The 23,677-nt window shown below is 70.9% G+C and carries 23 protein-coding genes; 13 read left to right on the top strand and 10 right to left on the bottom strand.

From position 1 onward, the window contains the following. Nucleotides 1–145 precede the first annotated feature (145 nt). Nucleotides 146–1,273, top strand: a complete 1,128-nt coding sequence (locus F624_RS0119375) for a TIGR03364 family FAD-dependent oxidoreductase (protein WP_019576003.1) — start codon at nucleotides 146–148, stop codon at nucleotides 1,271–1,273. A 19-nt stretch (nucleotides 1,274–1,292) separates the two neighbouring features. After that, nucleotides 1,293–2,111, top strand: coding sequence for a phosphonoacetaldehyde hydrolase (phnX, locus tag F624_RS0119380; RefSeq protein WP_019576004.1), 819 nt, complete (start codon nucleotides 1,293–1,295; stop codon nucleotides 2,109–2,111). A gap of 49 nt (nucleotides 2,112–2,160) precedes the next feature. On the opposite strand, the gene F624_RS0119385 is transcribed toward phnX, so the two are convergent. From F624_RS0119385 to F624_RS0119395, 3 genes are read right to left on the bottom strand one after another with little or no spacing between them, the layout of a single operon-like run. Beyond that, nucleotides 2,161–3,063, bottom strand: a complete 903-nt coding sequence (locus F624_RS0119385; RefSeq protein WP_019576005.1) for an ABC transporter substrate-binding protein — start codon at nucleotides 3,061–3,063, stop codon at nucleotides 2,161–2,163. 4 nt (nucleotides 3,064–3,067) lie between these two features. Beyond that, nucleotides 3,068–3,697: a c-type cytochrome gene (locus F624_RS0119390; protein ID WP_019576006.1), complete on the bottom strand. Its 630-nt coding sequence runs from the start codon at nucleotides 3,695–3,697 to the stop codon at nucleotides 3,068–3,070. Nucleotides 3,698–3,711: 14 nt separating this feature from the next. After that, nucleotides 3,712–5,085, bottom strand: a complete 1,374-nt coding sequence (locus F624_RS0119395; RefSeq protein ID WP_031255590.1) for a hypothetical protein — start codon at nucleotides 5,083–5,085, stop codon at nucleotides 3,712–3,714. Between the two features lie 270 nt (nucleotides 5,086–5,355). Here F624_RS0119395 and F624_RS0119400 point away from each other — a divergent pair, with 270 nt between their 5' ends. From F624_RS0119400 to F624_RS0119415, 4 genes are all read left to right on the top strand, one after another. Then, nucleotides 5,356–5,817, top strand: a complete 462-nt coding sequence (locus tag F624_RS0119400; protein ID WP_019576008.1) for a (2Fe-2S)-binding protein — start codon at nucleotides 5,356–5,358, stop codon at nucleotides 5,815–5,817. Further along, nucleotides 5,814–8,114 carry a xanthine dehydrogenase family protein molybdopterin-binding subunit gene (locus F624_RS0119405; protein ID WP_019576009.1) on the top strand — a complete coding sequence of 767 codons (2,301 nt, stop codon included), beginning with the start codon at nucleotides 5,814–5,816 and terminating at the stop codon, nucleotides 8,112–8,114. The genes F624_RS0119400 and F624_RS0119405 overlap by 4 nt, the downstream gene beginning before the upstream one ends. A gap of 45 nt (nucleotides 8,115–8,159) precedes the next feature. After that, nucleotides 8,160–8,591 (top strand): MarR family transcriptional regulator, encoded by a 432-nt coding sequence (locus tag F624_RS0119410; RefSeq protein ID WP_031255592.1) that lies wholly within the window; start codon nucleotides 8,160–8,162, stop codon nucleotides 8,589–8,591. 271 nt (nucleotides 8,592–8,862) lie between these two features. After that, nucleotides 8,863–9,657: a Crp/Fnr family transcriptional regulator gene (locus F624_RS0119415; protein ID WP_157443526.1), complete on the top strand. Its 795-nt coding sequence runs from the start codon at nucleotides 8,863–8,865 to the stop codon at nucleotides 9,655–9,657. A gap of 262 nt (nucleotides 9,658–9,919) precedes the next feature. Here the strand turns inward: F624_RS0119415 and ruvA are convergent, their stop codons facing one another. Further along, the gene (gene ruvA / locus F624_RS0119420) at nucleotides 9,920–10,495 is read right to left on the bottom strand and encodes a Holliday junction branch migration protein RuvA (protein WP_031255597.1); all 576 of its coding nucleotides are present in this window, start codon (nucleotides 10,493–10,495) and stop codon (nucleotides 9,920–9,922) included. Nucleotides 10,496–10,544: 49 nt separating this feature from the next. On the opposite strand from ruvA, the gene F624_RS0119425 reads away from it, so the two are divergent. The 3 genes from F624_RS0119425 (at nucleotide 10,545) to F624_RS0119435 (ending at nucleotide 13,825) form a co-directional block, all read left to right on the top strand. Further along, on the top strand, nucleotides 10,545–11,507 hold the full coding sequence (locus tag F624_RS0119425; protein ID WP_019576013.1) for a PhoH family protein: 963 nt from the start codon (nucleotides 10,545–10,547) through the stop codon (nucleotides 11,505–11,507). Nucleotides 11,508–11,565: 58 nt separating this feature from the next. Next, complete coding sequence (ybeY, locus tag F624_RS0119430) at nucleotides 11,566–12,018, top strand: rRNA maturation RNase YbeY (protein ID WP_031255599.1); 453 nt, start codon at nucleotides 11,566–11,568, stop codon at nucleotides 12,016–12,018. Between the two features lie 103 nt (nucleotides 12,019–12,121). Further along, entirely contained in the window at nucleotides 12,122–13,825 is a 1,704-nt protein-coding gene (locus F624_RS0119435) for a SulP family inorganic anion transporter (RefSeq protein ID WP_084679568.1), read from the top strand. A 1-nt stretch (nucleotide 13,826) separates the two neighbouring features. On the opposite strand, the gene dtd is transcribed toward F624_RS0119435, so the two are convergent. Continuing rightward, complete coding sequence (dtd, locus tag F624_RS0119440; RefSeq protein ID WP_019576016.1) at nucleotides 13,827–14,282, bottom strand: D-aminoacyl-tRNA deacylase; 456 nt, start codon at nucleotides 14,280–14,282, stop codon at nucleotides 13,827–13,829. A 165-nt stretch (nucleotides 14,283–14,447) separates the two neighbouring features. On the opposite strand from dtd, the gene F624_RS0119445 reads away from it, so the two are divergent. Together F624_RS0119445 and F624_RS0119450 are read left to right on the top strand one after the other, a co-directional pair. Continuing rightward, the gene (locus tag F624_RS0119445) at nucleotides 14,448–14,987 is read left to right on the top strand and encodes a FecR family protein (protein WP_019576017.1); all 540 of its coding nucleotides are present in this window, start codon (nucleotides 14,448–14,450) and stop codon (nucleotides 14,985–14,987) included. After that, complete coding sequence (locus F624_RS0119450) at nucleotides 14,984–15,607, top strand: OmpA family protein (RefSeq protein WP_019576018.1); 624 nt, start codon at nucleotides 14,984–14,986, stop codon at nucleotides 15,605–15,607. The genes F624_RS0119445 and F624_RS0119450 overlap by 4 nt, the downstream gene beginning before the upstream one ends. A gap of 4 nt (nucleotides 15,608–15,611) precedes the next feature. Here F624_RS0119450 and F624_RS0119455 read toward each other — a convergent pair whose 3' ends face one another. Genes F624_RS0119455 through F624_RS0119465 form a run of 3 tightly spaced genes read right to left on the bottom strand, consistent with a single transcriptional unit; the run spans nucleotide 15,612 to nucleotide 18,284 of the window. Further along, a complete protein-coding gene (locus F624_RS0119455; RefSeq protein ID WP_019576019.1) occupies nucleotides 15,612–16,472 on the bottom strand; it encodes an amidohydrolase family protein in 861 nt (286 codons plus the stop codon). Nucleotides 16,473–16,477: 5 nt separating this feature from the next. Then, the gene (locus F624_RS0119460) at nucleotides 16,478–17,488 is read right to left on the bottom strand and encodes a tripartite tricarboxylate transporter substrate binding protein (RefSeq protein WP_019576020.1); all 1,011 of its coding nucleotides are present in this window, start codon (nucleotides 17,486–17,488) and stop codon (nucleotides 16,478–16,480) included. A 31-nt stretch (nucleotides 17,489–17,519) separates the two neighbouring features. Next, on the bottom strand, nucleotides 17,520–18,284 hold the full coding sequence (locus F624_RS0119465) for a GntR family transcriptional regulator (protein ID WP_019576021.1): 765 nt from the start codon (nucleotides 18,282–18,284) through the stop codon (nucleotides 17,520–17,522). A 164-nt stretch (nucleotides 18,285–18,448) separates the two neighbouring features. On the opposite strand from F624_RS0119465, the gene F624_RS0119470 reads away from it, so the two are divergent. Beyond that, a complete protein-coding gene (locus F624_RS0119470) occupies nucleotides 18,449–19,852 on the top strand; it encodes a CoA transferase (RefSeq protein WP_051107466.1) in 1,404 nt (467 codons plus the stop codon). A 23-nt stretch (nucleotides 19,853–19,875) separates the two neighbouring features. Next, the gene (locus F624_RS0119475; protein WP_019576023.1) at nucleotides 19,876–21,111 is read left to right on the top strand and encodes a citrate synthase; all 1,236 of its coding nucleotides are present in this window, start codon (nucleotides 19,876–19,878) and stop codon (nucleotides 21,109–21,111) included. A gap of 23 nt (nucleotides 21,112–21,134) precedes the next feature. On the opposite strand, the gene F624_RS0119480 is transcribed toward F624_RS0119475, so the two are convergent. Beyond that, a complete protein-coding gene (locus tag F624_RS0119480) occupies nucleotides 21,135–21,899 on the bottom strand; it encodes an SDR family NAD(P)-dependent oxidoreductase (protein ID WP_019576024.1) in 765 nt (254 codons plus the stop codon). Then, nucleotides 21,896–23,311: an ATP-dependent RNA helicase DbpA gene (dbpA, locus tag F624_RS0119485; protein ID WP_019576025.1), complete on the bottom strand. Its 1,416-nt coding sequence runs from the start codon at nucleotides 23,309–23,311 to the stop codon at nucleotides 21,896–21,898. Before dbpA ends, F624_RS0119480 begins: the two co-directional genes overlap by 4 nt. Nucleotides 23,312–23,677 lie beyond the last annotated feature (366 nt).

Consider the following 23,677-nt stretch of genomic DNA (forward strand, 5'->3'; position numbering starts at 1 on the left):
CCCGACAGCAGCTGAACGGCCGCAGCCTCCCCCACGCTGAGCCCCCCCGTTGCCCGCGAATGTCCGCCAATGCCCGTTGAATTGGCCGGCAGGGGCGTGCTCGGCCCATCCCTTTGTTCACAACCCTCAACCTGTCCACTTCACCATGAACAACAACCCCGAATCCTGTGACCTGCTCGTGGTCGGCGCCGGCATTGTCGGCCTGGCCCACGCCTACTGGGCGGCCCAACGCGGCCTCAAGGTGGTGGTGGTGGAGCGCGATGCCCAGTGCATCGGCGCCTCCATCCGCAACTTCGGCTTTGTCACCATCACCGGCCAGAAGGCCGGCGCCAGCTGGGGCCGCGCCCTGCGCTCGCGCCAGGTGTGGGCCGAGGTGGCCCCCCAGGCCGGCATCGAGGTGCTGCACCAGGGCCTGTGGCTGCGCGCCCAGCGGCCCGCCTCGCATGCCGTGCTCGAGGCCTTCATGCGCACCGAGATGGGTGAGCACTGCGAGCTGCTGAGCCCGGCCGAAGCCGCGCGCCGCCACCCGGCGCTGCAGACCGAGGGCCTGCAATCGGTGCTGTACAGCCCGCACGAGCTGCGCGTGGAGTCGCGCAGCGCGATCCCGCAACTCACGCAGTGGCTGGCCGAGGTGCTGGGCGTGCAGTTCCGCTTCGGCGAGACGGTGCAGTCGGTGCAGACGCCGGTGGTCGAGACCTCGCGCGGGCGCTACCGGGCCGAGCGCGTGGTGGTGTGCACCAATGCCGAACTCAACGGCCTGTTCGCCCCGCAATGGACGCCGCACCAGATCCGCCTGTGCCAGCTGCAGATGCTGCGCGTGCAGCCCCAGCCCGGCTTCAAGCTGCAGGGCTCGGTGATGGGCGACCTGAGCCTGGTGCGCTACGAGGGCTATTCCGAGCTGCCCGAAGCCCAGGCGCTGCGCGAGCAACTGCTGCGCGAAGAGGGCTTGAGCCTGCAGCACGGCATCCACCTGATCGTGGTGCAGAGCGCCGACGGCTCGCTGGTGGTGGGTGACTCGCACCACTACGGGCCGGTGCTGCCGCCCTTCGCGCTCGAAGCGGTGGACCAGCTCATCCTGCGCCACCTGCGCGAGGCCTTGCACCTGAGCCAGGCCGAGGTGACCGAACGCTGGGTGGGCACCTACCCGTCCTCGGCCACCGAGCCCTGCATCGTGCAGGCCCCCGACGCCCACACCCGCCTGGTGACCGTGACCAGCGGCACCGGCGCCAGCACCGCCTTCGGCCTGGCCGAAGAAGTCTTCAACGCCTGGTGAACCCCACCGGAGGTAGCGCATGAACCACCCCTCTCTTCCCCTGCAAGCCGTCGTGTTCGACTGGGCCGGCACCGTGATCGACTTCGGCAGCCTGGCCCCCATGGACGCCTTTGTGCAGCTGTTTGCCCGCTACGGCGTGCGCATCGACGTGGCCGAGGCGCGCGTGCCCATGGGCCTGGCCAAGTGGGACCACATCCACGCCCTGGGCCATGCCCCCCGCATCGCGGCAGAGTGGCAGCGCGTGCACGGCCGCCCCTTTGACGACGCCGACTGCGACACGCTGTACGAGGTCTTCACGCCCATGAACGCCGCCAGCGTGCGCGACCATGCGCAGCTGATCCCGGGTGCGCTGGCCACCGTGCAGGCGCTGCGCGCACGCGGCCTGAAGATCGGCTCGACCACCGGCTACAACCGCCCCATCATGGCCGTGGTGCAGCCCCTGGCCGCGGCCCAGGGCTACACGCCCGACAACCTGGTCTGCGCGGGCGACATGGTCAGCGCCCGGCCCGGCCCGCTGATGATGGTGCGCACCCTGTCCGACCTGCAGGTGTGGCCGCCCGCGGCCGTGGTCAAGGTGGACGACACCGTGCCGGGCCTGCAGGAGGGCCGCGCCATCGGCTGCTGGGTGGTGGGCCTGGCCATCAGTGGCAACACCCTGGGCCTGAACGAAGCCCAGTGGCAGGCCACCCCGCCCGCCGAGCAACAGGCCCTGCGCGAACAGGCCACCGCCGAGCTGCTGGCCGGCGGCGCGCACTATGTGATCGACAGCGTGGCCGACCTGCTCCCGGTGCTGGACGCCATCGAAGCCCGCATGGCACGGGGCGAACAGCCCGACTGACGCCCACCGAGGGGCAGCGCCCCTGGCAAAGCCTGCGTGCCTTGCGCCCTCACCAGCTGGCGCGGTATTGCATGCGCTCCTGCCGCCCCAAGGCGGCCGGCAGGTAGCGCCGGCGCAGGGCGGCCACGGTCAGCATGCCCTGGCGGTCCACCGCCAGATCCGGCGTCAGGCCATGGGTCGGGTCCATCAGCAGGCCGTAGGCGGCCCGGGCCAGCGCCGGGTCCAGGCCTGGCACGTGGGCCTGCAACAAGGCGCACGCAGCGGCCGGCTGACGCCGACACCAGGCCAGTCCTTGGCGGTACGCCTGCAAAAAGGCCTTGAGTTCAACCGGGTGCTGCTCGGCCCAGGCCTGGCGCGTGGCGCCCACCGTGCCCTGGTAGTGGGGCAAGGCGTCGGCCGAACGGGCCAGCACCCGGCAGCCCTGCTGGGCTGCCAGCAGCTCGTACGGGGTGCGCAGCAAGGTGGCGGCGCAGCGCCCGGCCAGCAGCGCCTGGTAGCGCTGCTCGGTGCTGCCCTGCGGCTCGATGTGCAGCGAATCCTTCGGCAGGCCCGCCCGTGCCAGCAGCTCGTACAGCACCAGCGCAAAGCCAGTGTCGGGCGCGTCCACCGCCAGCACCCGGCCCTGCAGATCGTCCAGCGTGCGGATGCCGGGCGCCGCCACCAGACTCAGAAAGCCGGCGTCGCCCCCCAGCACGATCACCGCATCGGGCTCACCCGGCACCGGCACCTCGGCCAGGTTCTGCTGGTAGGCCACCACGTTGTCGGCGCTGACCAGGATCAGGGGGTAACGCCCCTCGGCAAAGCCCTGCATCATGGCGCGCGAACTGGGCGTCAGCGTGAGCTCGATGGCCAGCCCCCGCACTTCGAAAAAGCCTTGTTCGATGGCCGCCCACAGGGGCAGGTTCCAACCGCCATCGAACACACACACGGGCAAGGTCTGCAGCGTGCCCATGGCTTCAGAGGGCCTGCAGGTACAAGGCCAGGTCGTGCACCTGCTCGGGCGTCAGCGGGCCGGCCTCAGCCGCCATGGCCGCGCCATCGGCCTGGTCGTGGCCCTTGAACACCGCCAGTTGCTGGGCCAGGTAGCGGGCGTTCTGCCCGGCCAGACGCGGGATGGCGCCCAGGCCCTGGGCCTGCGCACCATGGCAGGCCACGCAGGCCAGCACGCCCCGGGCCGGCTCACCGGCCTGGAACAAGGCCTGGCCGCGCGCGTAGGCGGCCTGCTGCTCAGGGGTGCGGGCCGCAGCGCGGGCGGGTGCCGGCGGCTGGGCCGCGTAATAGGTGGCCAGCGACTGCAGGTCGGCCTCGCTGAGCCAGGAGGCCACGCCCCACATGAAGCGCTGGGCATTCAGGTTGGCGCGGCTGTGGTCGCGGTAGGCCTTCAGTTGCGCCAGCAGGTAGGCCTCGCTTTGCCCGGCCAGGCTGGGGAACTGGCCCGAATCGGTGCGCCCGCCCGGGCCGTGGCAGGTCACGCAGACCTGGCGCGCCAAGGCCGGGGCTTCGGGGCCCGGCACGGTCTGCGCTCCGGCCTGAGCCACCATCCAGGACAAGGCCATCGCGCCGGCGGCCAGAAAATGCTTTTTCATAGGATGTGCCCCCTTCAGAACAGAAACCACAAACCCAGGAACAGGGTGTTGTTGTCGGAGGGCTTGCGGCCCCGGCCATCGATGTTGGCCGTCGCACCATTCCACTTCAGGTAGCCGGTGTACTGCAGCATCAGGCGCATCTGCGGGTTCAGGTTGTAGTCCAGCTCAGCGATGTAGCTGCGGGTATCGGGGCGGTCACTGACCGGGGCACCCGTGGCGCTGTCGCGCACCCGGCCGTACAGGCCGGCATCGCGGCTGCCGCGCACGTCCACATAGGCCAGCGAGGCGCCATAGGTGCGCTCGTACAGGTAAGAGGCCTTGAGCCGCAGGGCCTGCAGGTGGTTGTCGGGGTGGCTGGCCGCGCCGCGGGCAAAGCTGGCGCGCAGGTTCTGCCGCTCATGGCCCAGCGAGCCCTGCAGCGAGAAGATCGACGGGTCGGACAGGACCTGGTACTGCGCATCCAGCCCCAGGTCGGTGAAGCGGTCAGTGTCGCCGTGCGGCGTGCCGGGGTTGGGGTATTTGTCGGCCACCATGCCGTAGTGACCCAGCATCAGCGAATGCGCCCCCCATTCGCGGTTCCAGGCCAGGCGCCAATACGGGTTGTTGTAGCCGCGCAGGCGGTTCATGCTGTCCAGCGACACCCCGGTGCTCAGCACCCGCCAGGTGTTGACCGCGCTGCCGTAGGTGCTGAGTTCGCCATACCACTGGCGATCCCACCAGGCGTAAGCCCCCAGGCCCACCACCTTCTGGCCCAGCCCGCCGTCGAGCAGCATGCTGCCCATGGCCTGGGGCCGCGGCAGGTTGGAGCCCGTGAACGGGATGCCGCGCCACACCGGCGTGCTGTTCCACACGTCCTGCAGGGTCGGGTTGTTGTTCAGGTTGAAGCCCAGCACCAGGTCTTTGCCCCCGAGGCGCAGGCGCTGGATGGCGCGCAGGTCGAAGTCATGGATACCGGCATGCCCCACCGTGCCGCCGTCCTGGCCCGGTACGCGGTTGTTGTTGTAGGCCCACTGGGTGTAGCCGCCCACGTGGTCGTTGATCTTGCCTGCGGCAAACACCGAGAGGCGGTCGAACTGCAGATCGCCTTCGTGCGGCATCAGCGTGCGGCCGCCCGCATCCTGCGACTGGGCCATCTGGGTCAGCGAGGCCTGCATCATCACCGCCAGCGGCACCGCCGCCCGCTCGCCCCAGGTGTAGCCGTTGAGCTTGAACTCGCGTCCAAAGGGCGTCAGCTCGGGGAAAGCGGTGTGGCAGGCCACGCAGTTCTCGCCGGTCTGGCGCGCAAAGGCGGGCACGGCCTGGGCTGGCGTCGCCAGCAAGGCGCACATCACCATGCCCCAAGCCACAAGGAAAGGACGGATCAAGGCAAAGGATGGCCGGTTTGGCATGGGCTGCGCTCCTGTTGTTGCGCCAACGTCGTGACGCAGGGGGCAAGGATGCAAGCAGCAACAGCACCCATGACCCGGCATTTGCAAACAAGCGTTTCATGCACGTGGGCCCGGCCCGGTGCGACCGCCAGCGAAGCCGACGCCGGATTCGACCCCGTGGTGACCCCCAAAGCACACACAAAGGTTTCGTGAAAAGGGGCAAAAGCACAAAATGTGACTTTGCGGCGGGCGTGGCCCGCCCCACCGAGCCCCCCAAGAGCAGGAGACACCATGAAGCTGCGGGTCAATGACCACGAGACCGAATTCGATGCCCCGCCCGACATGCCCCTGCTGTGGGTGCTGCGCGATGAACTGGGCCTGACCGGCACCAAGTTCGGCTGTGGCGTGGCGGCCTGCGGGGCCTGCACGGTGGAGGTCGATGGCGTGGCCATGCGCTCTTGCGTGGTGCCGGCCAGTGCGCTGGCCGGGCGCTCGGTGCGCACCATCGAGGGCTCGCCAGACCGCATCGTGGCGGCGCTGCAGGCGGCCTGGGTGCGGCACCAGACACCTCAGTGCGGCTACTGCCAGGGCGGCATGATCCTGGCGGCGGCCTCGCTGCTGCGGCAGAACCCGGCCCCCGGCGACGCCGACATCGACCAGGCCATCACCAACCTGTGCCGCTGCGGCACCTACCAACGCATCCGCGCCGCCATCCACGATGCGGCCAAAACCCTGCAGGGAGCCCGCGCATGAACCGCAGCCTGACCCCCGCCCTGAACCGCCGCCGCTTCCTGCTGACGGGCGCCGCGCTCGGAGGCGGCCTGCTGGTGGGCTGCAGCGGCCAACGCCTGGGCGAGGGCGCCACCTTCGACCCCGTGGACGGCCAGGTGGCCCTGAATGCCTGGGTCAAGATCACGCCCGACGACCGGGTGATCGTCGCCGCCCCCCGCTCGGAGATGGGCCAGGGTGTGCACACCGGCCTGGCCCAGTTGCTGGCCGACGAGCTGGACGCCCGCTGGGACCAGGTCAGCGTCGAGGCCGCCCCGCTGGCCCGGGTGTACGCCAACACCGCCTTGCTGCTGAATGTGTCACCCCTGCTGCCCGACGACGACGGCCTGCTGGCCCGCCTGACCCGGGCCTCGCTGCAGACCGTGGGCTATGCGCTGGCGCTGCAGGTGACGGGGGGCTCGTCCAGCATCCGCGATGCCTGGGAACCCCTGCGCCTGGCCGGCGCCACGGCGCGCCAGCAACTGCTGGTTGTCGCAGCCGCCCGGCTGCAAGTGCCGCTGGCCGAGCTGACGGTGCAGGATGGCCTGGTGCGCCACGCCGCCAGCGGCCGCACGCTGCGCTTTGGTGAACTGGCCCAGGCGGCTGCGGCCCTGCCGGCCCCCAGCGACGTGAGCCTCAAGCCGGCCTCGGCACGCCGGCTGATCGGCCAGCCCGTGCCGCGCACCGACATCCCGGTCAAGGTCAACGGCCAGGCGCGCTTTGGCATCGACACCCGCCTGCCCGGCCTGCTGTATGCCGCCATCCGGCAATGCCCGGTGTTCGGCGGCCCGGTGTTGGGAGGCCGTCTGCGCCCCTTCGACCTGCAGGCGGCACGCGCCCTGCCCGGCGTGAAAGACGTGCTCATCCTGAACGAACAGGCCGTGGTGGTGCTGGCCGGCAACACCTGGACCGCGCAGCAGGCCGTGAACGCCCTGCCCTTGCAATGGGACGAAGGCCCCCACGCCCAGCTCGATTCGGCCGCCGTGTCGGCCCAGCTGCGCGCCGCGCTGCAAGACAGTGGCCTGCACGGCGGCACGCGCTTCCGCCACCAGGGCGATGCCGACGCCGTGCTGGCCCAGGCCCCGGCGCAGCGCCGCCTGCAGGCCGAGTACGAAGTGCCCTTTCTGGCCCACGCCGCACTCGAGCCCGTGAACTGCACGGCCCAGGTCAAGGGCGGGCAGGTCACGGTGTGGTGCGGCACCCAGGCGCCCTCGCTGGCGCAGTGGCTGGCCGCGCGCGTGGCCGATGTGGACACCGACCAGGTCACGGTCCATGTGCCTTTGCTGGGCGGGGGCTTCGGGCGCCGGCTCGAGTCCGACATGGTGGAGCAGGCCGTGGCCGTGGCCCTGCGCACGCAGGGGGCGCCGGTCAAGCTGACCTGGTCGCGCGAGGAAGACCTGCAGCACGACATGTACCGCCCCGCCGCCATGGCCCGCTTCGAGGCGGCGCTGGACGAGCAGGGCCGCCCCCTGGCCTGGCGCAACAGCGTGGCCGCGCCTTCGATCGGCCTGTCGACGATGCAACGCCTGCTGCCGTCCCTGGCCATGGACATGCCCGACAAGAACCAGATCGAGGGTGCCTTCGAGCTGCCCTATGCGGTGCCCAACCTGGAGGTGCGCCAGTTCCGCTGCGCCACGCCCGTGCCGGTGGGCAGTTGGCGCAGCGTGGGGCACAGCTACAACGCCTTTTTCACCGAATGCTTTCTCGACGAGCTGGCCCATGCCGCCGGGCAAGACCCGGTGGCCTACCGCCTCAGCCTGCTGGCCCAGCAGCCGCGCCACCAGGCCGTGCTGAAGGCCGCGGCCCAGCGCGCAGGCTGGGGCCAGCCACTGCCCGCCGGGCGGGCCCGGGGCGTGGCGCTGCATGAGTCCTTCGGCTCGGTCTGCGCCCAGGTGGCCGAGGTGGCCCTCGAAGGCGGCCGGCTGCGCGTGCACCGGGTGGTGGCCGCCATCGACTGCGGCACCGTGGTCAACCCCGACACGGTGGACGCCCAGCTGCAAAGCGCCATCGTCTACGGCCTGAGCGCCGCGCTGATGGGCGAGATCACGCTGAAGGACGGGCGCGTGCAGCAGCGCAACTTCCCCGACTACGACGCGATCCGCCTGGCCGACATGCCGCGCATCGACACCGTGCTGCTGCCCAGCACCTCGGCACCGGGCGGCGTGGGCGAGCCCGGCACGCCGCCGGTGGCCCCGGCGGTGGCGAATGCCTGCTTCGCCCTGAGCGGCGAGCGCCTGCGCCGGCTGCCGCTGAGGCCCACACAACAAGTCAAGACCACCTGACAAACCCGAAGCTGCGTGGCCCCCAAACCGGGCCACAATCGCGCCATGAAAGCGCACAAGAACCTGCTGCGGCACCTGCTGCTGAGCCGTTACGAATGGGTGGAGCAGCGCATGCTGGCGCGTGCTGCCCGCAACGGCTATGGCGAGGTCACGGCCGCCATGAGCCGCCTGTTCACCCACCTGGGCGGCCGGCCGGTGGGTCTGTCGGAGCTGGCGCGCAGGCTCGGGGTGTCGCGCCAGGCCGTGCACCAGCTGGCCCGCGAGGCCGCTGCCCTGAACCTGGTGGAGTTCGTGCCCAGCGAGACCGATGGCCGGGTCAAGCTGCTGCGCTTCACCCAGCGCGGCTGGGCCATGTCGGACAGCGCGGCCGAAGAGATCGAGGCCATCGAAGCCGAGATCGCCCAGCAGATCGGCGCCCCCGCCCTGCAGGCCCTGCGCGAGCTGCTGTCCCAGCCCTGGGGGCCTGGCGAGCGTTGACGCACCGACCCCGGGTAAACACCCAGGCCAGATCAAGCCCGGCAGATTGACAGCCCTCGGCTGAGGCTGAAGAATCGAATGTTCGTCAATAACATTGACATTCAGCCCCTCCCGCGGGATGCCAGGACGCTGCCAGCGAGGCGCTCTCAGGGGCCATGTCTCGCCGCAGACCTAGGTAGTGATGCCGCCGATCCGGCTGCCGGCACACAGAGGGCCGCTGTGCGGGTTCAATCAGCCGGCTTGTCAGCCATGACCTCAAGGAGATCACGCCGTGTCCAGTAACGCCATGCGGGTTGCCCACCACCAGGGGGCTTACTTCCAGCTGCCCGACGAAGCCCCACGGCTGCACCGCGACGAGCGTGAGGCGCTGGAGCGTGATGTGTGGTTTGCCTCGCTGCCGCCGCTGCTGCGCCACGACATCCTGCGCGTGCTGCAGATCGACCGCTACCGCGATGGCCAGCCGCTGGCAGACCCGCTGGGCGGGCAGCACCACCCCTGGATGGGCTGCGTGCGGGGCGCGGTGCGCATCTGCAGCGAGGCCTTCAGCGACCTGCCCCACACGCTCGACTTCGCCGGCCCGGGCCAATGGTTCAGCCTGGGCCCCGCAGGCGATGCGGCGGGCGACGACCTGGGCCCCGACGAGCCCGGGGTTTACGCCGTGGCCCACCGCGACACCACCGTGGTGCGCATCCCGCGCGCCGCCATGGCCGGCCTGCTGCAGCGCCACCCCAGCTTTGGCCCCTCGCTGCTGCGCCAGTCCGCGCTGCAGACGCGGCGCCTGATGGAGCGCACCGACGACCTCAAATCACTCAGCCTGGGCCAGCGCCTGGCCAAGCAACTGGCCCTGATGGCCGGCCAGGCGGGCCCCCTGGGCGAAGGCGGGCCGGCCCGGGTGGTGCTGGACATGGCACAACACGAACTGGCCAGCCTGCTCGGGGCCTCGCGCCAGCGCATCAACCAGCAACTCAAGCGGCTGGAACAGCTCAACGCCATCCAGGTGGCCACCGGGCGCCTGCTGGTGCGCGACCACCGGATGCTCCAACGCATCGGCGAACAAGGCTGCTAGGCCCCCACGGTCGTGCACTGCGTGTCACTCCCACGTGCGGCCGCGAGACGCGGACGCTCTTCGCCCTGTCCAGCCCTGCGCAGGCAGGCCTGGAGCCGCAGGGCTCAGCCCCCCAAGGGGGCCGCAGCCCGCCTTCGGGCGGCCGGGCGGCGGGCTGACCTCTTCGCTTCAGGTCCGCTGGAGGCCTGGCGGCCTCAAAACACGGGGGCTCACTCCGTGTCGCGCCACCAGACCTGGGGCAGCGGGAGGGGAGCCTTGCGGCTTACCTTGCCAGGGCTTTCAGGGCCAGTTTGATGCCTTCGCTGACGCCGACGTCGGCGGGCAGGGCTTTCAGGGCGGCGGCGGCCTCCTTGTCGTTGTAGCCGAGCGCCAGCAGGGCCTGCTGGATGTCGACCTGGGCATCGCTGGCGGCGGCGGGGCGAAGAAGGTCGATTTCGGCGCCCAGCTTGCCCTTGAGTTCGAGCAGCAGGCGCTCGGCCGTTTTCTTGCCGATGCCGGGCACCTTGACCAGGCGGCCTGACTCCTGCTGAGTGATGGCCTGGGCCAGCTCGTTCACGCTCATGCCCGAGAGCACGCTCAAGGCGGTGCGCGGGCCCACGCCGCTGATCTTGATCAGCTGGCGAAAGGCGTCGCGTTCACCGGCGGTGCCGAAGCCATACAGAATCTGCGCATCCTCGCGCACCACGAAGTGCGTCAGCAGCGACACTTTCTCGCCCAGGCCGGGCAGGTTGTAGAAGGTGCTCATGGGCACGTCCACTTCATAACCCACGCCGTGACAGTCCACCAACAGCTGCGGCGGGTTCTTGTCTGAGAGGGTTCCGGTCAATTTGCCTATCATTGCAGTCCTTGCGGCCCCGTCTCGGGGCCCTTCGGCCGGAATTATCAGCTTGATCGTCAGACACACCTTCACTCCCCACAACAACCTGCGCCTGGGCCACCTGTGCGGCGCGATGGACGAGCACCTTCGCACCATCGAGGCGGGGCTGCAGGTCAGCATCGCGCACCGGCACGAGCAGTTCAAGGTGGACGGGCCCAAAGCCCGCGCCACCCAGGCCATGGAAGTGCTGCAGGCCCTGTACGAGATCGCCGAGCGGCCGATTCCCGCCGAGACCGTGCAGCTGATGCTGGCCGGCGACACCGCCCTTCCCGAGGCCCCGGGCGCATGCGTGGTGCTGAGCACGCGACGCGCCGACCTGCGCGCCCGCACCCCCACCCAGGGCGCTTATCTGGACAACATCGCCACCCACGACATCACCTTCGGCATCGGCCCGGCCGGCACCGGCAAGACCTACCTGGCCGTGGCCTGTGCGGTGGACGCACTGGAGCGCAGCGCGGTGCAGCGCATCGTGCTGACCCGCCCGGCCGTGGAGGCCGGCGAGCGCCTGGGCTTTCTGCCCGGCGACCTGACGCAGAAGGTCGACCCCTACCTGCGTCCGCTGTACGACGCGCTGTACGAGCTGATGGGCTACGACAAGGTGCAAAAGGCCTTCGAGCGCAACGCGCTTGAAATCGCTCCGCTGGCCTTCATGCGCGGGCGCACGCTGAACAACGCCTTCGTGATCCTGGACGAGGCCCAGAACACCACGCCCGAGCAGATGAAGATGTTCCTCACCCGCATCGGCTTCGGCGCCAAGGCCGTGGTGACCGGCGACGTGAGCCAGATCGACCTGCCCAAGGGCGCGCCCAGCGGGCTGATCGATGCCGAGCGCGTGCTCAAGCGCGTCAAGGGCATTGCGATCAGCCGCTTCACCAGCGCCGACGTGGTGCGCCATCCGCTGGTGGCCCGCATCGTGGACGCCTACGACGCCGTGGGCCGCACGGGCACCGCAGCCCGGCGCAATGCCGAGTGAGCCCTGAAGCCCTGAAGCCCTGAATAAGCCCCGAGTGATCCACCGCCAAGCCCCCACCATGTCCCTGCCCGAACTCTCGCTGTCGCTGCAATTTGCGCGCTTCCCCGAGGCCGCCGCCCACCGCGCCGCCCTGCCCCGCGCCCAGGTGGCGCGCTGGATCCGCCATGCCCTGCCGCTGCCCGGCGAGATCACGGTGCGCATCGTGGGCACCGAGGAAGGGCGTGAGCTCAACTTGGCCTACCGCGGCAAGGACTACGCCACCAATGTGCTCACCTTCGACTACGCGCAAAGCCCGGTGGTGATGGCCGACCTGGTGCTGTGCGCCCCGGTGGTCGAGCGTGAGGCCCAGGAGCAGAACAAGCCGCTGCAGGCCCACTACGCCCACCTGCTGGTGCATGGCGCCCTGCATGCCTGTGGCTACGACCACGAAACCAACGAACGCGACGCACTCGAGATGGAAACCCTCGAGATCCTGCTGCTGGGCGCACTGGGCTTCCCAAACCCTTATTGACGCCCCTGGCGCATCGGGCCATCCTGACCCGCACCAGCCCGACCCGACCCGCCCCGATCCACGCCACCCGGCCCGGACCCGTGCCGGGGCGGCTTCCGTTTCCATGCCCACTCCTGATTCCGCACCACCGACCTCGTCCTTGCCCGCAACGCCGCCAGCCCCGGCGGCTGAGGCAGCCCCGCCCGGGCTGCTGCGCCGCCACGGCGCCGACCTGCTGGCCGGCCTGTCGGTGGCCGGGGTGCTGCTGCCCGAGGCCGTCGCCTATGCCGCCATTGCCGGGGTCGAGCCCCTGCATGCGCTGATCGCCGCCCTGGTGGGCCTGTGCATCTACCCGCTGCTGGGCAGCAGCCGTTTCGCCATCGTGGCGCCCACCTCATCCGCCGCCGCGGTGTTTGCCTCGGCCGTGGCCATCGGCGGGCCGGCCATGGGTTATGCCCTGGTGGGCCTGACCGGGCTGATGTTCATCGTGGCCTCGGTGCTGCGTGCCGGCTACCTGGGAGCCTTCATCTCGCGACCGGTGCTGCGGGGCTTTGCCTGGGCCCTGGCGGTGACCATCGTGATCAAGCAGTTGCCCCACATGGCTGGCGTGGCGGCCCATGGCAGCCTGCCGCTGCCCCTGCTGTGGCACTGGCTGCACGAATCCGCCCTGTGGCACCAGGCCAGCCTGGCCCTGGGCTTTGGCGCCCTGGCCCTGTGGCTGACGCTGCGCCAGGTGGCGCAGCGCTGGGTCTTTGTGCCGCCCTCCCTGCTGGTGCTGGGGCTGGGCATCGCGCTGTCGGCGGGGCTGGGCCTGGGCGATCAAGGGGTGAAGCTGGTCGGCGACATCGACTGGCAGGGCCTGGGCTGGCAATGGCCCGAGCTGCGCACCGAACAATGGCTGCGGGCGGCCGAAATCGCCCCGGCGCTGCTGCTGATCCTGTTTGCCGAATCCTGGGGCTCGGTGCGTTCGCTGGCGCTGCAGCACGGCCACACGGTGCGCGCCAACCGCGAGCTGATGGCGCTGGGCGCGGCCAACCTGGTGAGCGGCCTGGTGCAGGGGCTGCCGGTGGGGGCTGGCTTTTCGGCTGCCATGGCCAGCCAGTCGGCCGGTGGGCGCAGCCAATGGGCCGGCGTGGGCGCTGCGCTGGCGCTGGCCTTGCTGCTGTGGCTGGCCCGCCCCTGGCTGGCCCTGATGCCGCTGCCGGTGCTGGCCGCGGTGGTGGCGGCCATCCTGTCGCACAACCTGTGGCCCAAGGCCATGATCGCCACCCTGCGCCTGGGCAGCGATGCCTGGCTGGCGCTGGTGGCGGGCGCGGGCGTGCTGTGGTTCGGCGTGCTGTTCGGCATGCTGCTGGCGGTGGCTCTGTCGCTGCTGCTGGCGCTGCGCCGCTTTGCCCAGCCCCTGGTGTCCGAGCTGGGCTTGCTGCCCGGCACGCGCGACTACCTCGACTGCGAGCGCCACCCCGAAACCCGGGTGCAGGCCGGCATCCTGGTGATGCGGCCCGAAGAGCCACTGTTCTTTGCCAACGCCGAGCAGGTCTTCAGCCTGGTGCGCCAGCGCGCCGGGCAGCGCCAGGCCCGGGTGGTGGTGCTGAGCCTGGAGATGAGCGACGACTTCGACACCACGGTGATGGAAAGCCTGGCCGAGTTCACCGCCGGGCTGAACCAGAACGGGGTGGTGCTGCTGCTGGCGCGGGTCAAGGACAAACCCCGCGAAGCGCTGCTGCGCCAGGGCCTGGCCGATGGCCGCCAGGGCCACCCCACGCTGTACTGGAGCGTGAACGACGCCATGAAGGCCGCGCAGCGCCTGCTCCAGAAAAACGGCTGAGTCAGACCATGCGCAAGGGGATGGTGATCGGTCCGTCGTTGACCAGGTGCACCTTCATGTCGGCGGCAAAGATGCCCGTGGCCACCTCGGGGTGAAGGCGGCGCGCCTGCTGCACCAGGTGTTCATAGAGGCGGCGCCCCTCATCGGGGGCCGCGGCCTGGGTGAAGCTGGGGCGGTTGCCGCCGCTGCAATCGGCCGCCAGAGTGAACTGGCTCACGATCAGCAGGCCGCCGTGCCGGCCCTGGCCATCCAGGTCCTGCACCGAGCGGTTCATCTTGCCGGCCTCGTCGCTGAAGATGCGCAGTTTGAGAATCTTCTGCAGCAGCCGGTCGGCCACCGCCTCGGTGTCGCCGCGCTCGGCACAGGCCAGCACCAGCAAGCCCGGCCCGATCTGCCCGACCGCCTGGCCATCGACCACGACCCGCGCCTCGCTGACACGTTGAATCAAACTGATCAAGAACTCACCCTTTCAAGCTCACTGCTGACAAAAATCGAAAAAAACAGCTGCAGTTAACATACCGTTAGTCGGAAATGTTACTGTTTGCTTTATTTTTCAACACTTATTCCAAAACCTGCCGCAGTTTGCCACTGCGCGCCCAGGCCTTTTCCAACAACAGCCTCAATGATCAAGCCTCTCCAATCCCATGCTTGGCCCGTCTGGGCCTCACTGCTGACCCTGTTGCTGGGTCTGGGCCAGGCCCGCGCGCAAAACACACCGGCAGCGGCCAGCCCGGCCACCGCCAGCCCCGGCGCTGCCGCGGCGCCCGCCGCCCGCGAGCGGGCGGCCACGGTCAAGCTGGTCAACGGCCCGGTGCTGGCCCGGGGCCCACAAGGCGAGCGCGCCCTGAGTTCGGGTGACGAGGTCGCCGCCAGCGAGCGCGTGCTGACTGGCAAGGGGGCCTCGGTCAGCCTGGTGCTGCGCGACGGCAGCACGCTGATGCTGGGCCCCGACAGTGCGCTGGACCTGAAAGAGTTCCGCTTCAACCCCACCACCAACGAAGGCAGCCTGGTGCTGTCGGTGCTCAAGGGCACGCTGCGCATGATCACCGGCCTGATCGGCAAGACCCGCCCCGAGTCCGTGCGCATCACCACCCCGACCTCGACCATCGGCGTGCTGGGCACCGACTTCATTGTCGAAGTGAGCGAGGAGGTGCAGCCATGATCGCCCGTCGCCTGGCCCTTTTGTCGCTGCTGGCCCTGACCGCCCTGGCCGGCTGCTCGACACCGCCCCCGCCCAAGCCCCTGGTGCCACGCGTCCAGGTGGTGCTGCTGCCCCAGGAAGACGGCCGCCCCACCGGCGTGGTGGTGCAGTCGGGCAACGCCAGCCAGACGCTGGTGGAACCCTTCCAACGCGCCAGCAGCCGGGCCAACCAGGCCCCGGTGGTCGACCAGGCCGACCCCGAACAGGTGCGCCAGGCCTACGACCCGCTGTTCAAGATCGCGCCCCCGAAGCCGGTGCGCTACGTGCTGTTCTTCCAGCCCGGCGGCACCCGCCTGACCGGCGAATCGCAGGCCGAGCTGCCACGCATCCAGGCCGAATCGGCCCGCTACCCCGGGGTGGAGATCCTGGTGGTGGGGCACACCGACACCAAGGGCAGCGGCGACGGCAACGACACCTTGTCGCTGCGCCGTGCCCAGCAGGTGCGTGATCTGCTGGTGCAGCAAGGCCTGCCGGCCAACCGCATCGAAGCCGTGGGCCGTGGCGAGCGCGAGCTGGCGGTCTCCACCGGCGACGAAGTGGACGAGCCGCGCAACCGCCGGGTGGAAATCCAGCTGCGCTGAGGCATCAGGCGTACAGCCGCAGCCCGGCCTCACGCACCGCCTGCGCCACGGCCGGGCCCAGGGCCTGCAGCACCGGCTGCCACACGCTGTCGTAGGCCGGCAGCGCATCAGGGGCAAACGAGGTGTGCGGCCAATCAGAACCCCAGACCAGGCGGGGCGCCTCGCCCGCTGCGGCATGGTGTGCCGCCCGCTCGGCCACCCGCCGGATGGTGGTGAACAACGCTGCATAGGGCGCTTGCGCGCCCAGTCGGTACCAGCCAGAGAGCTTGACCCAGGCCCCCAGGGCCAGCAGGCGATCCAGCGCCTGCCACGCGGGGTCATCGCCCGGCAGGTCGGCGTGCAGGCCCGCCAGGTGGTCCAGCACACAGGGCAGGCCCGTGCGCTGATGCCAGGCCAGGATGGCCGGCAGATCGCTCGCCCGGGCATACCACTGCACATGCCAGCCCAGGGCAGCCAGACGGGGTGCCAGAGCGCTCAGGTCTTCGGCGCCATTGCCCAAGCCATTGCCCACCGGCGACACCAGATTGAAACGCACGCCCCGCACGCCCAGTTGCTGCATCTGCGCCAGCGCAGCGTCGGTGACCGAGGCATCGACCACCACCACGCCCCGGTGCCGGCCTGGCTCGCGCGCCAGCGCCTGCAGCAGCAGCTGGTTGTCGCAGGCATACACACTGGGCTGCACCAGCACCAGGTGGCCCACGCCGTGGGCCTGGGCCAGGGCCTCGATGTCTGACAAGGGTCGGTGCACCGGCTGGTAATGACCGGCAGCCACCGGCGCGTGGGCGTCAAACACATGGACATGGCCGTCCCAGCCCGGGGCGGGCGGCTGCGCAAGGGAAAGTGGCAGAGCAGAGACCAGATCCATGGCGCTCAACCTACCGAAATCTTGCGCTCGCGCACCACCTTGGCCCACAAGGCCTGCTGCTCGCGGATGAACCGGCCCGCACTCGCCTGGCTGGCATCGGCAAACACATCGCCGCCCAGCTGGCGCACCCGGCCCAGCACCTCGGGGTCGGCCAGGGCACGGCGGATTCCGGCCACCAGGGCCAGGCGTGTGGGCTCGGGCAGGCTGGCGGGGGCCAGCACCGGGTTCCACTCCAGCACCTCGTAGCCGGCCACACCGGCCTGCTCCATCGTGGGCACATCGGGCAGGGAGCGCGTGCGCACCCGGCTGGTCACGGCCAGGGCGCGCAGCTTGCCGGCCTGGATGTGCCCCAGCGACGAGGCCACATTGGCAAAGAACAGCGGCACCTGGCCACCCATCACATCATTCAGAGCCGGGCCACCGCCCCGGTAAGGCACATGCGCCAGCTGCACCCCGCCACGGGCTTCGAACAGGGCCCCCGCCAGGTGCTGGGCCGAGCCATTGCCCGAGGAGGCATAGGCCAGCTCGCCCGGCTTGGCCCGGGCCAGGCGCAGCACGTCACGCACCGACTGGGCCTCGAAGCTGGGCGTGCACACCAGCACGTTCGGAAAGGTGGCCAGCACCGCCAGCGGGGTGAAGGCCTTGGCGCTGTCGTAGGGCAGGCGCGGGTACAGCGAGGGGTTGACGGCGAAGGACGAGGCGTCGAGCAGCAGCGTGCTGCCGTCGGGGGTGGCGCGCGCCACCTGGCTGGCCGCGAGTTGGCCGCTGGCGCCGGGCTTGTTGTCGACCACCACGGTCTGGCCCAAGGCCTCGGCCAGGCGCGGCGCCACGATGCGCGCCATCAGGTCGGCGCCACCACCGGCCGGGTAGGACACCACCAGGGTGATGGTGCGCCCGCCGGCAATGGGCTGGGCGGCGGGTTGGGCCGCCCTCAGCCCAGGCGCCGCCAGGGTGGCCGCAGCGCCCAGACAGAAGTGGCGGCGTTGCATGCCGGCGAAAGAGGTGGATTCGGTCATGGTCTTGTCTCCTCGGTGGATGGGGTTCGGATCAGGTCAGGGTCACGGTGTAGTGAAATGCATGGGCATCGCCCCGGGTGCTGCGCCATTCGACACAGCGGCCGCTCAGGTCGTAGGCCTGGCGGGTCACCACCGCTGCGGGGTGGCCGGCGGGCAATTCCAACAGGCGGGCCTGGGCGGCGCCCAGCAGGCCGAAGCCGATGTCGTCGACGGCGCGCTGCACATGCACGCCGCACACCCGGGCGTACATGGGGTAGAGCAAGGCGTCCCAGTCGGCGCAGTCGCCCTGGGCCAGGGGCGCGAACAGGTCCATGGGCAGCCACAGGTCTTCCAGCAGGCAGGGCTGGGCGTCGATCAGGCGCAGGCGCTGCAGGCGCAGCACCGGCTCGCCCGGCGCCAGCCCCAGGGCCCGAGCGGCCGCCGCCGAAGCCGCCACCCGCTGGCGCGACACGATGCGCGAGGCCGGCACCACGCCCGCGTGCTCGCCAAAACGGAAGAAGCGCAGCATCGAAGCGCCGGCAATGCCCTGGCGCACAAAGGTGCCCTTGCCATGCACCCGCTCGATCAGCCCCTGCTCGGCCAGCAACTCCAGGGCCCGGCGCAAGGTGCCCAGGGCCACGCCGTGCTCGGCGGCCAGCAACTGCTCGGCCGGCAGGGCGCTGCCCGGCGGCCACTCGCCCGCCACCACACGGCTGCGCAAGGCCGCAGCCAGGGCGCCATAACGGCTTTGCCCGGGCACCGGCGCCGCAGCGCTCACGCCGCCAGGGGGCACAACCGTCAGATGCTGTTTTTTCATTTTTCCACCAACTCATCTAGAGGACCAGAAGTCTAACCGAGTTTGAAAAACGCACTCTTGCGCGTTTCGGCCACCTGTTGAGGGTTGCCATCAATCTGTTCAAACCGCCCGGGGCCGGGCCCAATGGCAGCCATCAGCCCTTCTTGATCAACTCGATGCCCACCATGAGCCTCTCACCGGACACCTTTTTTCTGCAACAGATCTGGCAAGCGGCCGGCGGGGCGCCCGCCGCCGTGGAGCGCGTTCGCTTCCAGGGCGAGGGGGCCCTGGCCTCGGTTTTCGAGGTCACGCCCCTGGCGGCGGCCTCGATGGCGGCCGCCGGCCTGGCCGCAGCCACGCTCGAACAGGTCTTGCACGGGCTGGACACCCCCCCGGTGGTGACGGTGGACCGGCGCCTGGCCTCGATGTGGTTTGCGCTGTCGGTGCGCCCCCAGGGCTGGGCCCTGCCCCCGGCCTGGGACGCCGTGGCCGGCGACTACCGCTGCGCCGATGGCTGGATCCGCCTGCACACCAATGCCCCGGCGCACCGGGCTGCCGCCCTGGCCGTGCTGGGCGTACCGCCCGACCGCGCCGCCGTGGCGCAGGCCGTGCGGGCCTGGCCCGCCGAAGCCCTGGAGAGCGCCGTGGTGGCGCAAGGCGGCTGCGCCGCCGCCCTGCGCAGCACCCGCCAGTGGCAGGCCCACCCACAGGGGCAGGCCGTGCGGGGCACGCCCCTGCTGGAGCAACTGCCCGGCCTGCCCGGCCTGCCCGCAGCGCAGCCCGGCTGGCAGCCGGTGCGCGGCCGCCCGCTGCAGGGGCTGCGGGTGCTCGACCTGACCCGCATCCTGGCCGGGCCGGTGGCCACCCGGCTGCTGGCCGCCCTGGGCGCCGAGGTGCTGCGCATCGACCCGCCCGGCTGGGACGAACCCTCGCTGGCGCCCGAGGTGACGGTGGGCAAGCGCTGCGCCCGGCTGGACCTGAAAAGCCCCGAGGGGCAGGCCCGCTTCCAGGCCCTGCTGCAGGGTGCCGACGTGCTGGTGCATGGCTACCGCAGCGATGCACTGGAGGCCCTGGGCCTGGGCGCCGCCCAGCGCCAGGCCTGGCGCCCCGGGCTGGTCGATGTGGCGCTGGACGCCTATGGCTTCACCGGGCCGTGGGCGCAGCGGCGTGGCTTTGACAGCCTGGTGCAGATGAGCCTCGGCGTGGCCGATGCCGGCCGGCGCAGCCAGGGCGACGACACGCCCCCAGCGCCGCTGCCCGTGCAGGCCCTGGACCACGCCACCGGCTACCTGCTGGCCTGCGCCGCCTTGCGCGGCCTCACCCAGCGCCTGCAACACGGCCAGGGCAGCCTGTGGCGGGCCAGCCTGGCGCGCACCGGGCAGTTGCTGCTGGAGCGCCCCAGCACCAGCCCAGCCGCCCCGCTGCCCCCCGAAACCGAAGCCGATTTCCTGCCCACGCTCGAAGCCACGGCCTGGGGCCCGGCACGCCGACTGCGGCCCGCCCTGTGCATCGACGGCCTGGTGTTGCAGCACGCCCTGCCCGCAGGCCCCCTGGGCAGCTCGCCCGCACGCTGGCACGATGGCGGCTGACGCCATCACCCCCTGAGGAGCCCATGGGCTGGATCACCGCCGAACAGGCCCTGCACGTGCTGCAGGTGCGCCCGCAAACCCTGTATGCCCAGGTCAGCCGCCACGCCATCCGCAGCCGCCCCGACCCGGCCGACCCGCGGCGCAGCCTGTACCACGCGCAGGACGTGCAGCAGCAGGCCGCGCGACGGGCCGGGCGCCGCCGTGACCAGGCGATTGCCGCCGCCACCATCCGCTGGGGCGACCCGGTGCTGGACACCGGCCTGTCCACGGTCAGCCAGGGACGGCTGTGCTTTCGCGGGCGCGACGCCGTGGCCTGGTCGCACAGCGCCACGCTCGAAGAAGTGGCCGAACTGCTGTGGCAGGCCCGCCCGGCTTGGCCCCCGGCCACCCCACCATGCCGACCAGCGCCGGCGGCCCCCGCCCTGACCCGGGCCCTGCAGGCCCTGGCCGAACGCGCCGCGCACGACCCGGCCACCCTGGGCGCCCAAGCCGACACCCTGGCGCCCCAGGCCGCCTCGGTGCTGATGACTGTGGCCGAGGCCCTGATGGGCGACACCCCTGCCCCAGCCCCGGGCCACCCCCTGCACCTGCGCCTGGCGCGCCAATGGGGCTGCCCCCAGGCGGCCGAGCTCATCCGCCAGGCCCTGGTGCTGCTGGCCGACCATGAGCTGAACGCCTCCACCTTTGCCACCCGGGTCACGGCCTCGACCGGGGCCGCGCTGAGCGCCTGTGTGCTGAGCGGCCTGGCCACCCTGTCGGGCCCGCTGCATGGCGGCGCCGTGGCGCGCGTGCAGGCCCTGGTGGACACGGCCCTGGCGCACGGGGCCGAGGCGGCTTTGGCACCCGCCCTGCAAAGCGGGCGCCTGTACCCGGCCTTCGGCCACCCGCTGTACCCCGAGGGCGATGTGCGCGCCCAGGCCTTGCTGGCCAGCCTGATGGCCGCCAGCGGGCGGCTGCCGCCAGGCTTTGCCGAGCTGCAGGCCCTGGCCCTGCAACGCGCCGGCGAACACCCCACCGTCGACTTCGCCCTGGCCGCCCTGGCCCGGCACCACGGCTGGCCGGCCGACGGCCCCTTCACCGTGTTTGCGCTGAGCCGCTGCGTGGGCTGGCTGGCCCACGCCATCGAGCAGGTGCAGCAGGGCGCACTGATCCGCCCCCGGGCCCGCTATGTGGGGCCGCCCCTGGTCAAGTCACCCGAGGCGTCAGAGCCCAGAGATACCGACCCCAAGCCTCGGCCAGTCAGCCGCTGGCATCCCTGAGCCGCGCCTTCTGGCCCCAGCCCCTACCAGGGCACCGTGCTGCCGTCGTAGGCCCGAAAGCCGCCGTGGTCGGCCGGCCCCAGAGCGGCCAGGGTGTCGAGCATCTCGGCGGCGGCCAGCTCGGGCGGGCGCACGCGCAGGCCCTGCTTGGCGAAGGGGCGCGACAGGCCGGTGTCCACCGTGCCGGGGTGCAGGGCCACGCAGACGGCGTCGCGGTTGTGGCGGCGCAGCTCGATGGACGCGGTGCGCACCAGTTGGTTGAGGGCCGCCTTGGAGGCCCGGTAGCCGTACCAGCCGCCCAGGGCGTTGTCCTCGATGCTGCCCACGCGGGCCGACAAAAAGGCCGCCAGCACCGGGCCGCTGCGCGCCAGGTGCGGAAAGAAGTGCTTGATCAGCAGGGCCGGGCCGATGGCGTTGATGGCAAAGGCCTGCTGCAGGTAGGCCGCATCCAGCTGGCGCCAGCTGCGCTCGGGCCCGCTGCCCTGCTGGTGAAGAAAACCGCTGGCCACCACCAGAGTGCGCAGGCTCTGGCCCCGCTCGGCGCACTGGGCGGCCAGGGTGTGGGCCGCGGCCTCGATGCTGGCCTCGTCCTGCAGGTCGATCAGCAGATCATCGGCCAGGCTGTCTGCGCCCTTGGGGCCGCGCACCGACACCCTGACCGCAGCCTGCGGGTGGCGTGCGCGCAGGCCGGCCGCCAGGGCCGCCCCCACACCGCCCTGCCCGCCCACCACCAGGGCGGTGGCGCCGGGCAGGCCCAGCGCAGGCAGGGTGCGGGCGACCGGGCTCAAGCCTCGTCGCCTTCGATCAGGCGCACCTTCACCACCTTGCCCTTGATGCGGCCGGCCGAGAGGCGGCGCACCGCCTCGCGGGCGATGGCGGCATCGACCGCCACATAGGTGCTGAACTCGTTGACGTTGATCTTGCCGATCTGTTCCTTGGCAAAGCCAGCCTCGCCGGTCATGGCGCCCAGCACGTCGCCGGCGCGGATCTTCTCCTTGCGCCCGCCCACGATCTGCAGCGTGGCCATGGGGGCCTTGAGCGGGCCCTTGCCGGTGGGGGTGAGGCTGTCCAGCGGCTGCCAGTCGGACTCGCGGCCCTGCATCTGCTCGATGCGGCCCACGTAGCCCATCTCGTCCATGCTGACCAGGGTCAGGGCCAGGCCCTCGGCGCCGGCACGGCCGGTGCGGCCGATGCGGTGCACATGCACCTCGGGGTCGGGGCTGACGTCGACGTTGATCACGGCCTGCAGGTTGGCCACATCGAGGCCGCGTGCGGCCACGTCGGTGGCCACCAGCACGGAGCAACTGCGGTTGGCAAACTGGATCATCACCTGGTCGCGCTCGCGCTGCTCCAGCTCGCCATACAAGGCCAGGGCGCTGAAGCCCTGGCTTTGCAGCAGGCTGACCAGGTTGCGGCACTGCTGCTTGGTGTTGCAAAAGGCCAGGCTGGATTCGGGGCGGAAGTGGTTCAGCAGTTGGGCCACGGCCGGCAGGCGCTGGGCGTTGGTGGCCTCAAAGTACAGCTGGCGGATGGTGTTGCTGTCGTGCTGGGCCTGCACCTTGACCTCTTTGGGCGCGCGCATGAATTGCGCGGCCAGGCGGTCGATGCCTTCAGGGTAGGTGGCCGAGAACAGCAGGGTCTGGCGCTGCGGTGGGCAGCGGCGCACCACCGAGGCGATGTCTTCGAAGAAGCCCATGTCGAGCATGCGGTCGGCCTCGTCGAGCACCAGGGTGTTGACGTTGTTGAGCAGCAGGCTGCCGCGGTCCAGATGGTCCATGATGCGGCCGGGCGTGCCGACCACCACATGGGCGCCGTGCTGCAGGCTGAGGGTCTGGCCGCGCAGGGCCACGCCGCCGCACAGGGTGACCACCTTGATGTTGTCGACCGAGCGCGCCAGACGCCGGATCTCCTGCGTGACCTGGTCGGCCAGCTCACGCGTGGGGCACAGCACCAGGGCCTGCACATCGAGCCGGCCGGCATCGAGCTTCTGCACCAAGGGCAGGCCGAAGGCGGCGGTCTTGCCGCTGCCGGTGCTGGCCTGGGCGATCAGGTCGTGACCGGCCAGGGTCAGGGGCAGGCTGGCGGCCTGGATGGGGGTCATGGCGGTGTAGCCGAGCTGCACCAGGTTTTGCAGGGCGGCGGGGGGCAGGCCCAGGGAGTCAAAGCCCTGGTTGCCCGGGGCGGGGGTTGAACTGTTCATTGGGGGATTATCCCGGCTATGGGGTTTGGGGGGGGATTTGGCTGCTACTGCGCCTTGGCTGGGGGGCAAATGGCTTGTGTGCTTTGTCCACTTGCTTGTGGCTTTGTTGTGCCGCTTCGCTCTGAAGTTTCTGCTGGTTGTTTCAGGGCGGAGGCCGGGATTGCGCCCCGGCGGGCGCCTCACTTTCTTTGTCTCGCCAAAGAAAGTAAGCAAAGAAAGGCGACCCGACGTGCACGCCCTGCTGCGCAGGGTCCGCTGCGCTGCTCAACTTGGGCGGGGTCTCGCTAAACTCGCTGCGCTCAAACAGACGCGAGCCCTTTATCCGCCCAAGTCTGCGCTGCTCGCCGTGCCCGACGGGAGGGTGGG

Origin of the sequence: Curvibacter lanceolatus ATCC 14669 (genome assembly GCF_000381265.1) — a bacterium.
Classification (GTDB): Bacteria; Pseudomonadota; Gammaproteobacteria; order Burkholderiales; family Burkholderiaceae_C; genus Curvibacter; species Curvibacter lanceolatus.

What these genes read in the sequence shown, in the direction of transcription:
- F624_RS0119455 (WP_019576019.1), bottom strand. Translation starts at nt 16,472, where the DNA reads ATGGATCTGGTCTCTGCTCTGCCACTTTCCCTTGCGCAGCCGCCCGCC.
- F624_RS0119395 (WP_031255590.1), bottom strand. Translation starts at nt 5,085, where the DNA reads ATGCCAAACCGGCCATCCTTTGCCTTGATCCGTCCTTTCCTTGTGGCT.
- ruvA (WP_031255597.1), bottom strand. Translation starts at nt 10,495, where the DNA reads ATGATAGGCAAATTGACCGGAACCCTCTCAGACAAGAACCCGCCGCAG.
- F624_RS0119405 (WP_019576009.1), top strand. Translation starts at nt 5,814, where the DNA reads ATGAACCGCAGCCTGACCCCCGCCCTGAACCGCCGCCGCTTCCTGCTG.
- F624_RS0119465 (WP_019576021.1), bottom strand. Translation starts at nt 18,284, where the DNA reads ATGAAAAAACAGCATCTGACGGTTGTGCCCCCTGGCGGCGTGAGCGCT.
- phnX (WP_019576004.1), top strand. Translation starts at nt 1,293, where the DNA reads ATGAACCACCCCTCTCTTCCCCTGCAAGCCGTCGTGTTCGACTGGGCC.
- F624_RS0119400 (WP_019576008.1), top strand. Translation starts at nt 5,356, where the DNA reads ATGAAGCTGCGGGTCAATGACCACGAGACCGAATTCGATGCCCCGCCC.
- F624_RS0119375 (WP_019576003.1), top strand. Translation starts at nt 146, where the DNA reads ATGAACAACAACCCCGAATCCTGTGACCTGCTCGTGGTCGGCGCCGGC.
- F624_RS0119450 (WP_019576018.1), top strand. Translation starts at nt 14,984, where the DNA reads ATGATCGCCCGTCGCCTGGCCCTTTTGTCGCTGCTGGCCCTGACCGCC.
- F624_RS0119390 (WP_019576006.1), bottom strand. Translation starts at nt 3,697, where the DNA reads ATGAAAAAGCATTTTCTGGCCGCCGGCGCGATGGCCTTGTCCTGGATG.
- F624_RS0119475 (WP_019576023.1), top strand. Translation starts at nt 19,876, where the DNA reads ATGGGCTGGATCACCGCCGAACAGGCCCTGCACGTGCTGCAGGTGCGC.
- F624_RS0119385 (WP_019576005.1), bottom strand. Translation starts at nt 3,063, where the DNA reads ATGGGCACGCTGCAGACCTTGCCCGTGTGTGTGTTCGATGGCGGTTGG.
- F624_RS0119470 (WP_051107466.1), top strand. Translation starts at nt 18,449, where the DNA reads ATGAGCCTCTCACCGGACACCTTTTTTCTGCAACAGATCTGGCAAGCG.
- F624_RS0119435 (WP_084679568.1), top strand. Translation starts at nt 12,122, where the DNA reads ATGCCCACTCCTGATTCCGCACCACCGACCTCGTCCTTGCCCGCAACG.
- ybeY (WP_031255599.1), top strand. Translation starts at nt 11,566, where the DNA reads ATGTCCCTGCCCGAACTCTCGCTGTCGCTGCAATTTGCGCGCTTCCCC.
- F624_RS0119445 (WP_019576017.1), top strand. Translation starts at nt 14,448, where the DNA reads ATGATCAAGCCTCTCCAATCCCATGCTTGGCCCGTCTGGGCCTCACTG.
- F624_RS0119410 (WP_031255592.1), top strand. Translation starts at nt 8,160, where the DNA reads ATGAAAGCGCACAAGAACCTGCTGCGGCACCTGCTGCTGAGCCGTTAC.
- F624_RS0119460 (WP_019576020.1), bottom strand. Translation starts at nt 17,488, where the DNA reads ATGACCGAATCCACCTCTTTCGCCGGCATGCAACGCCGCCACTTCTGT.
- dbpA (WP_019576025.1), bottom strand. Translation starts at nt 23,311, where the DNA reads ATGAACAGTTCAACCCCCGCCCCGGGCAACCAGGGCTTTGACTCCCTG.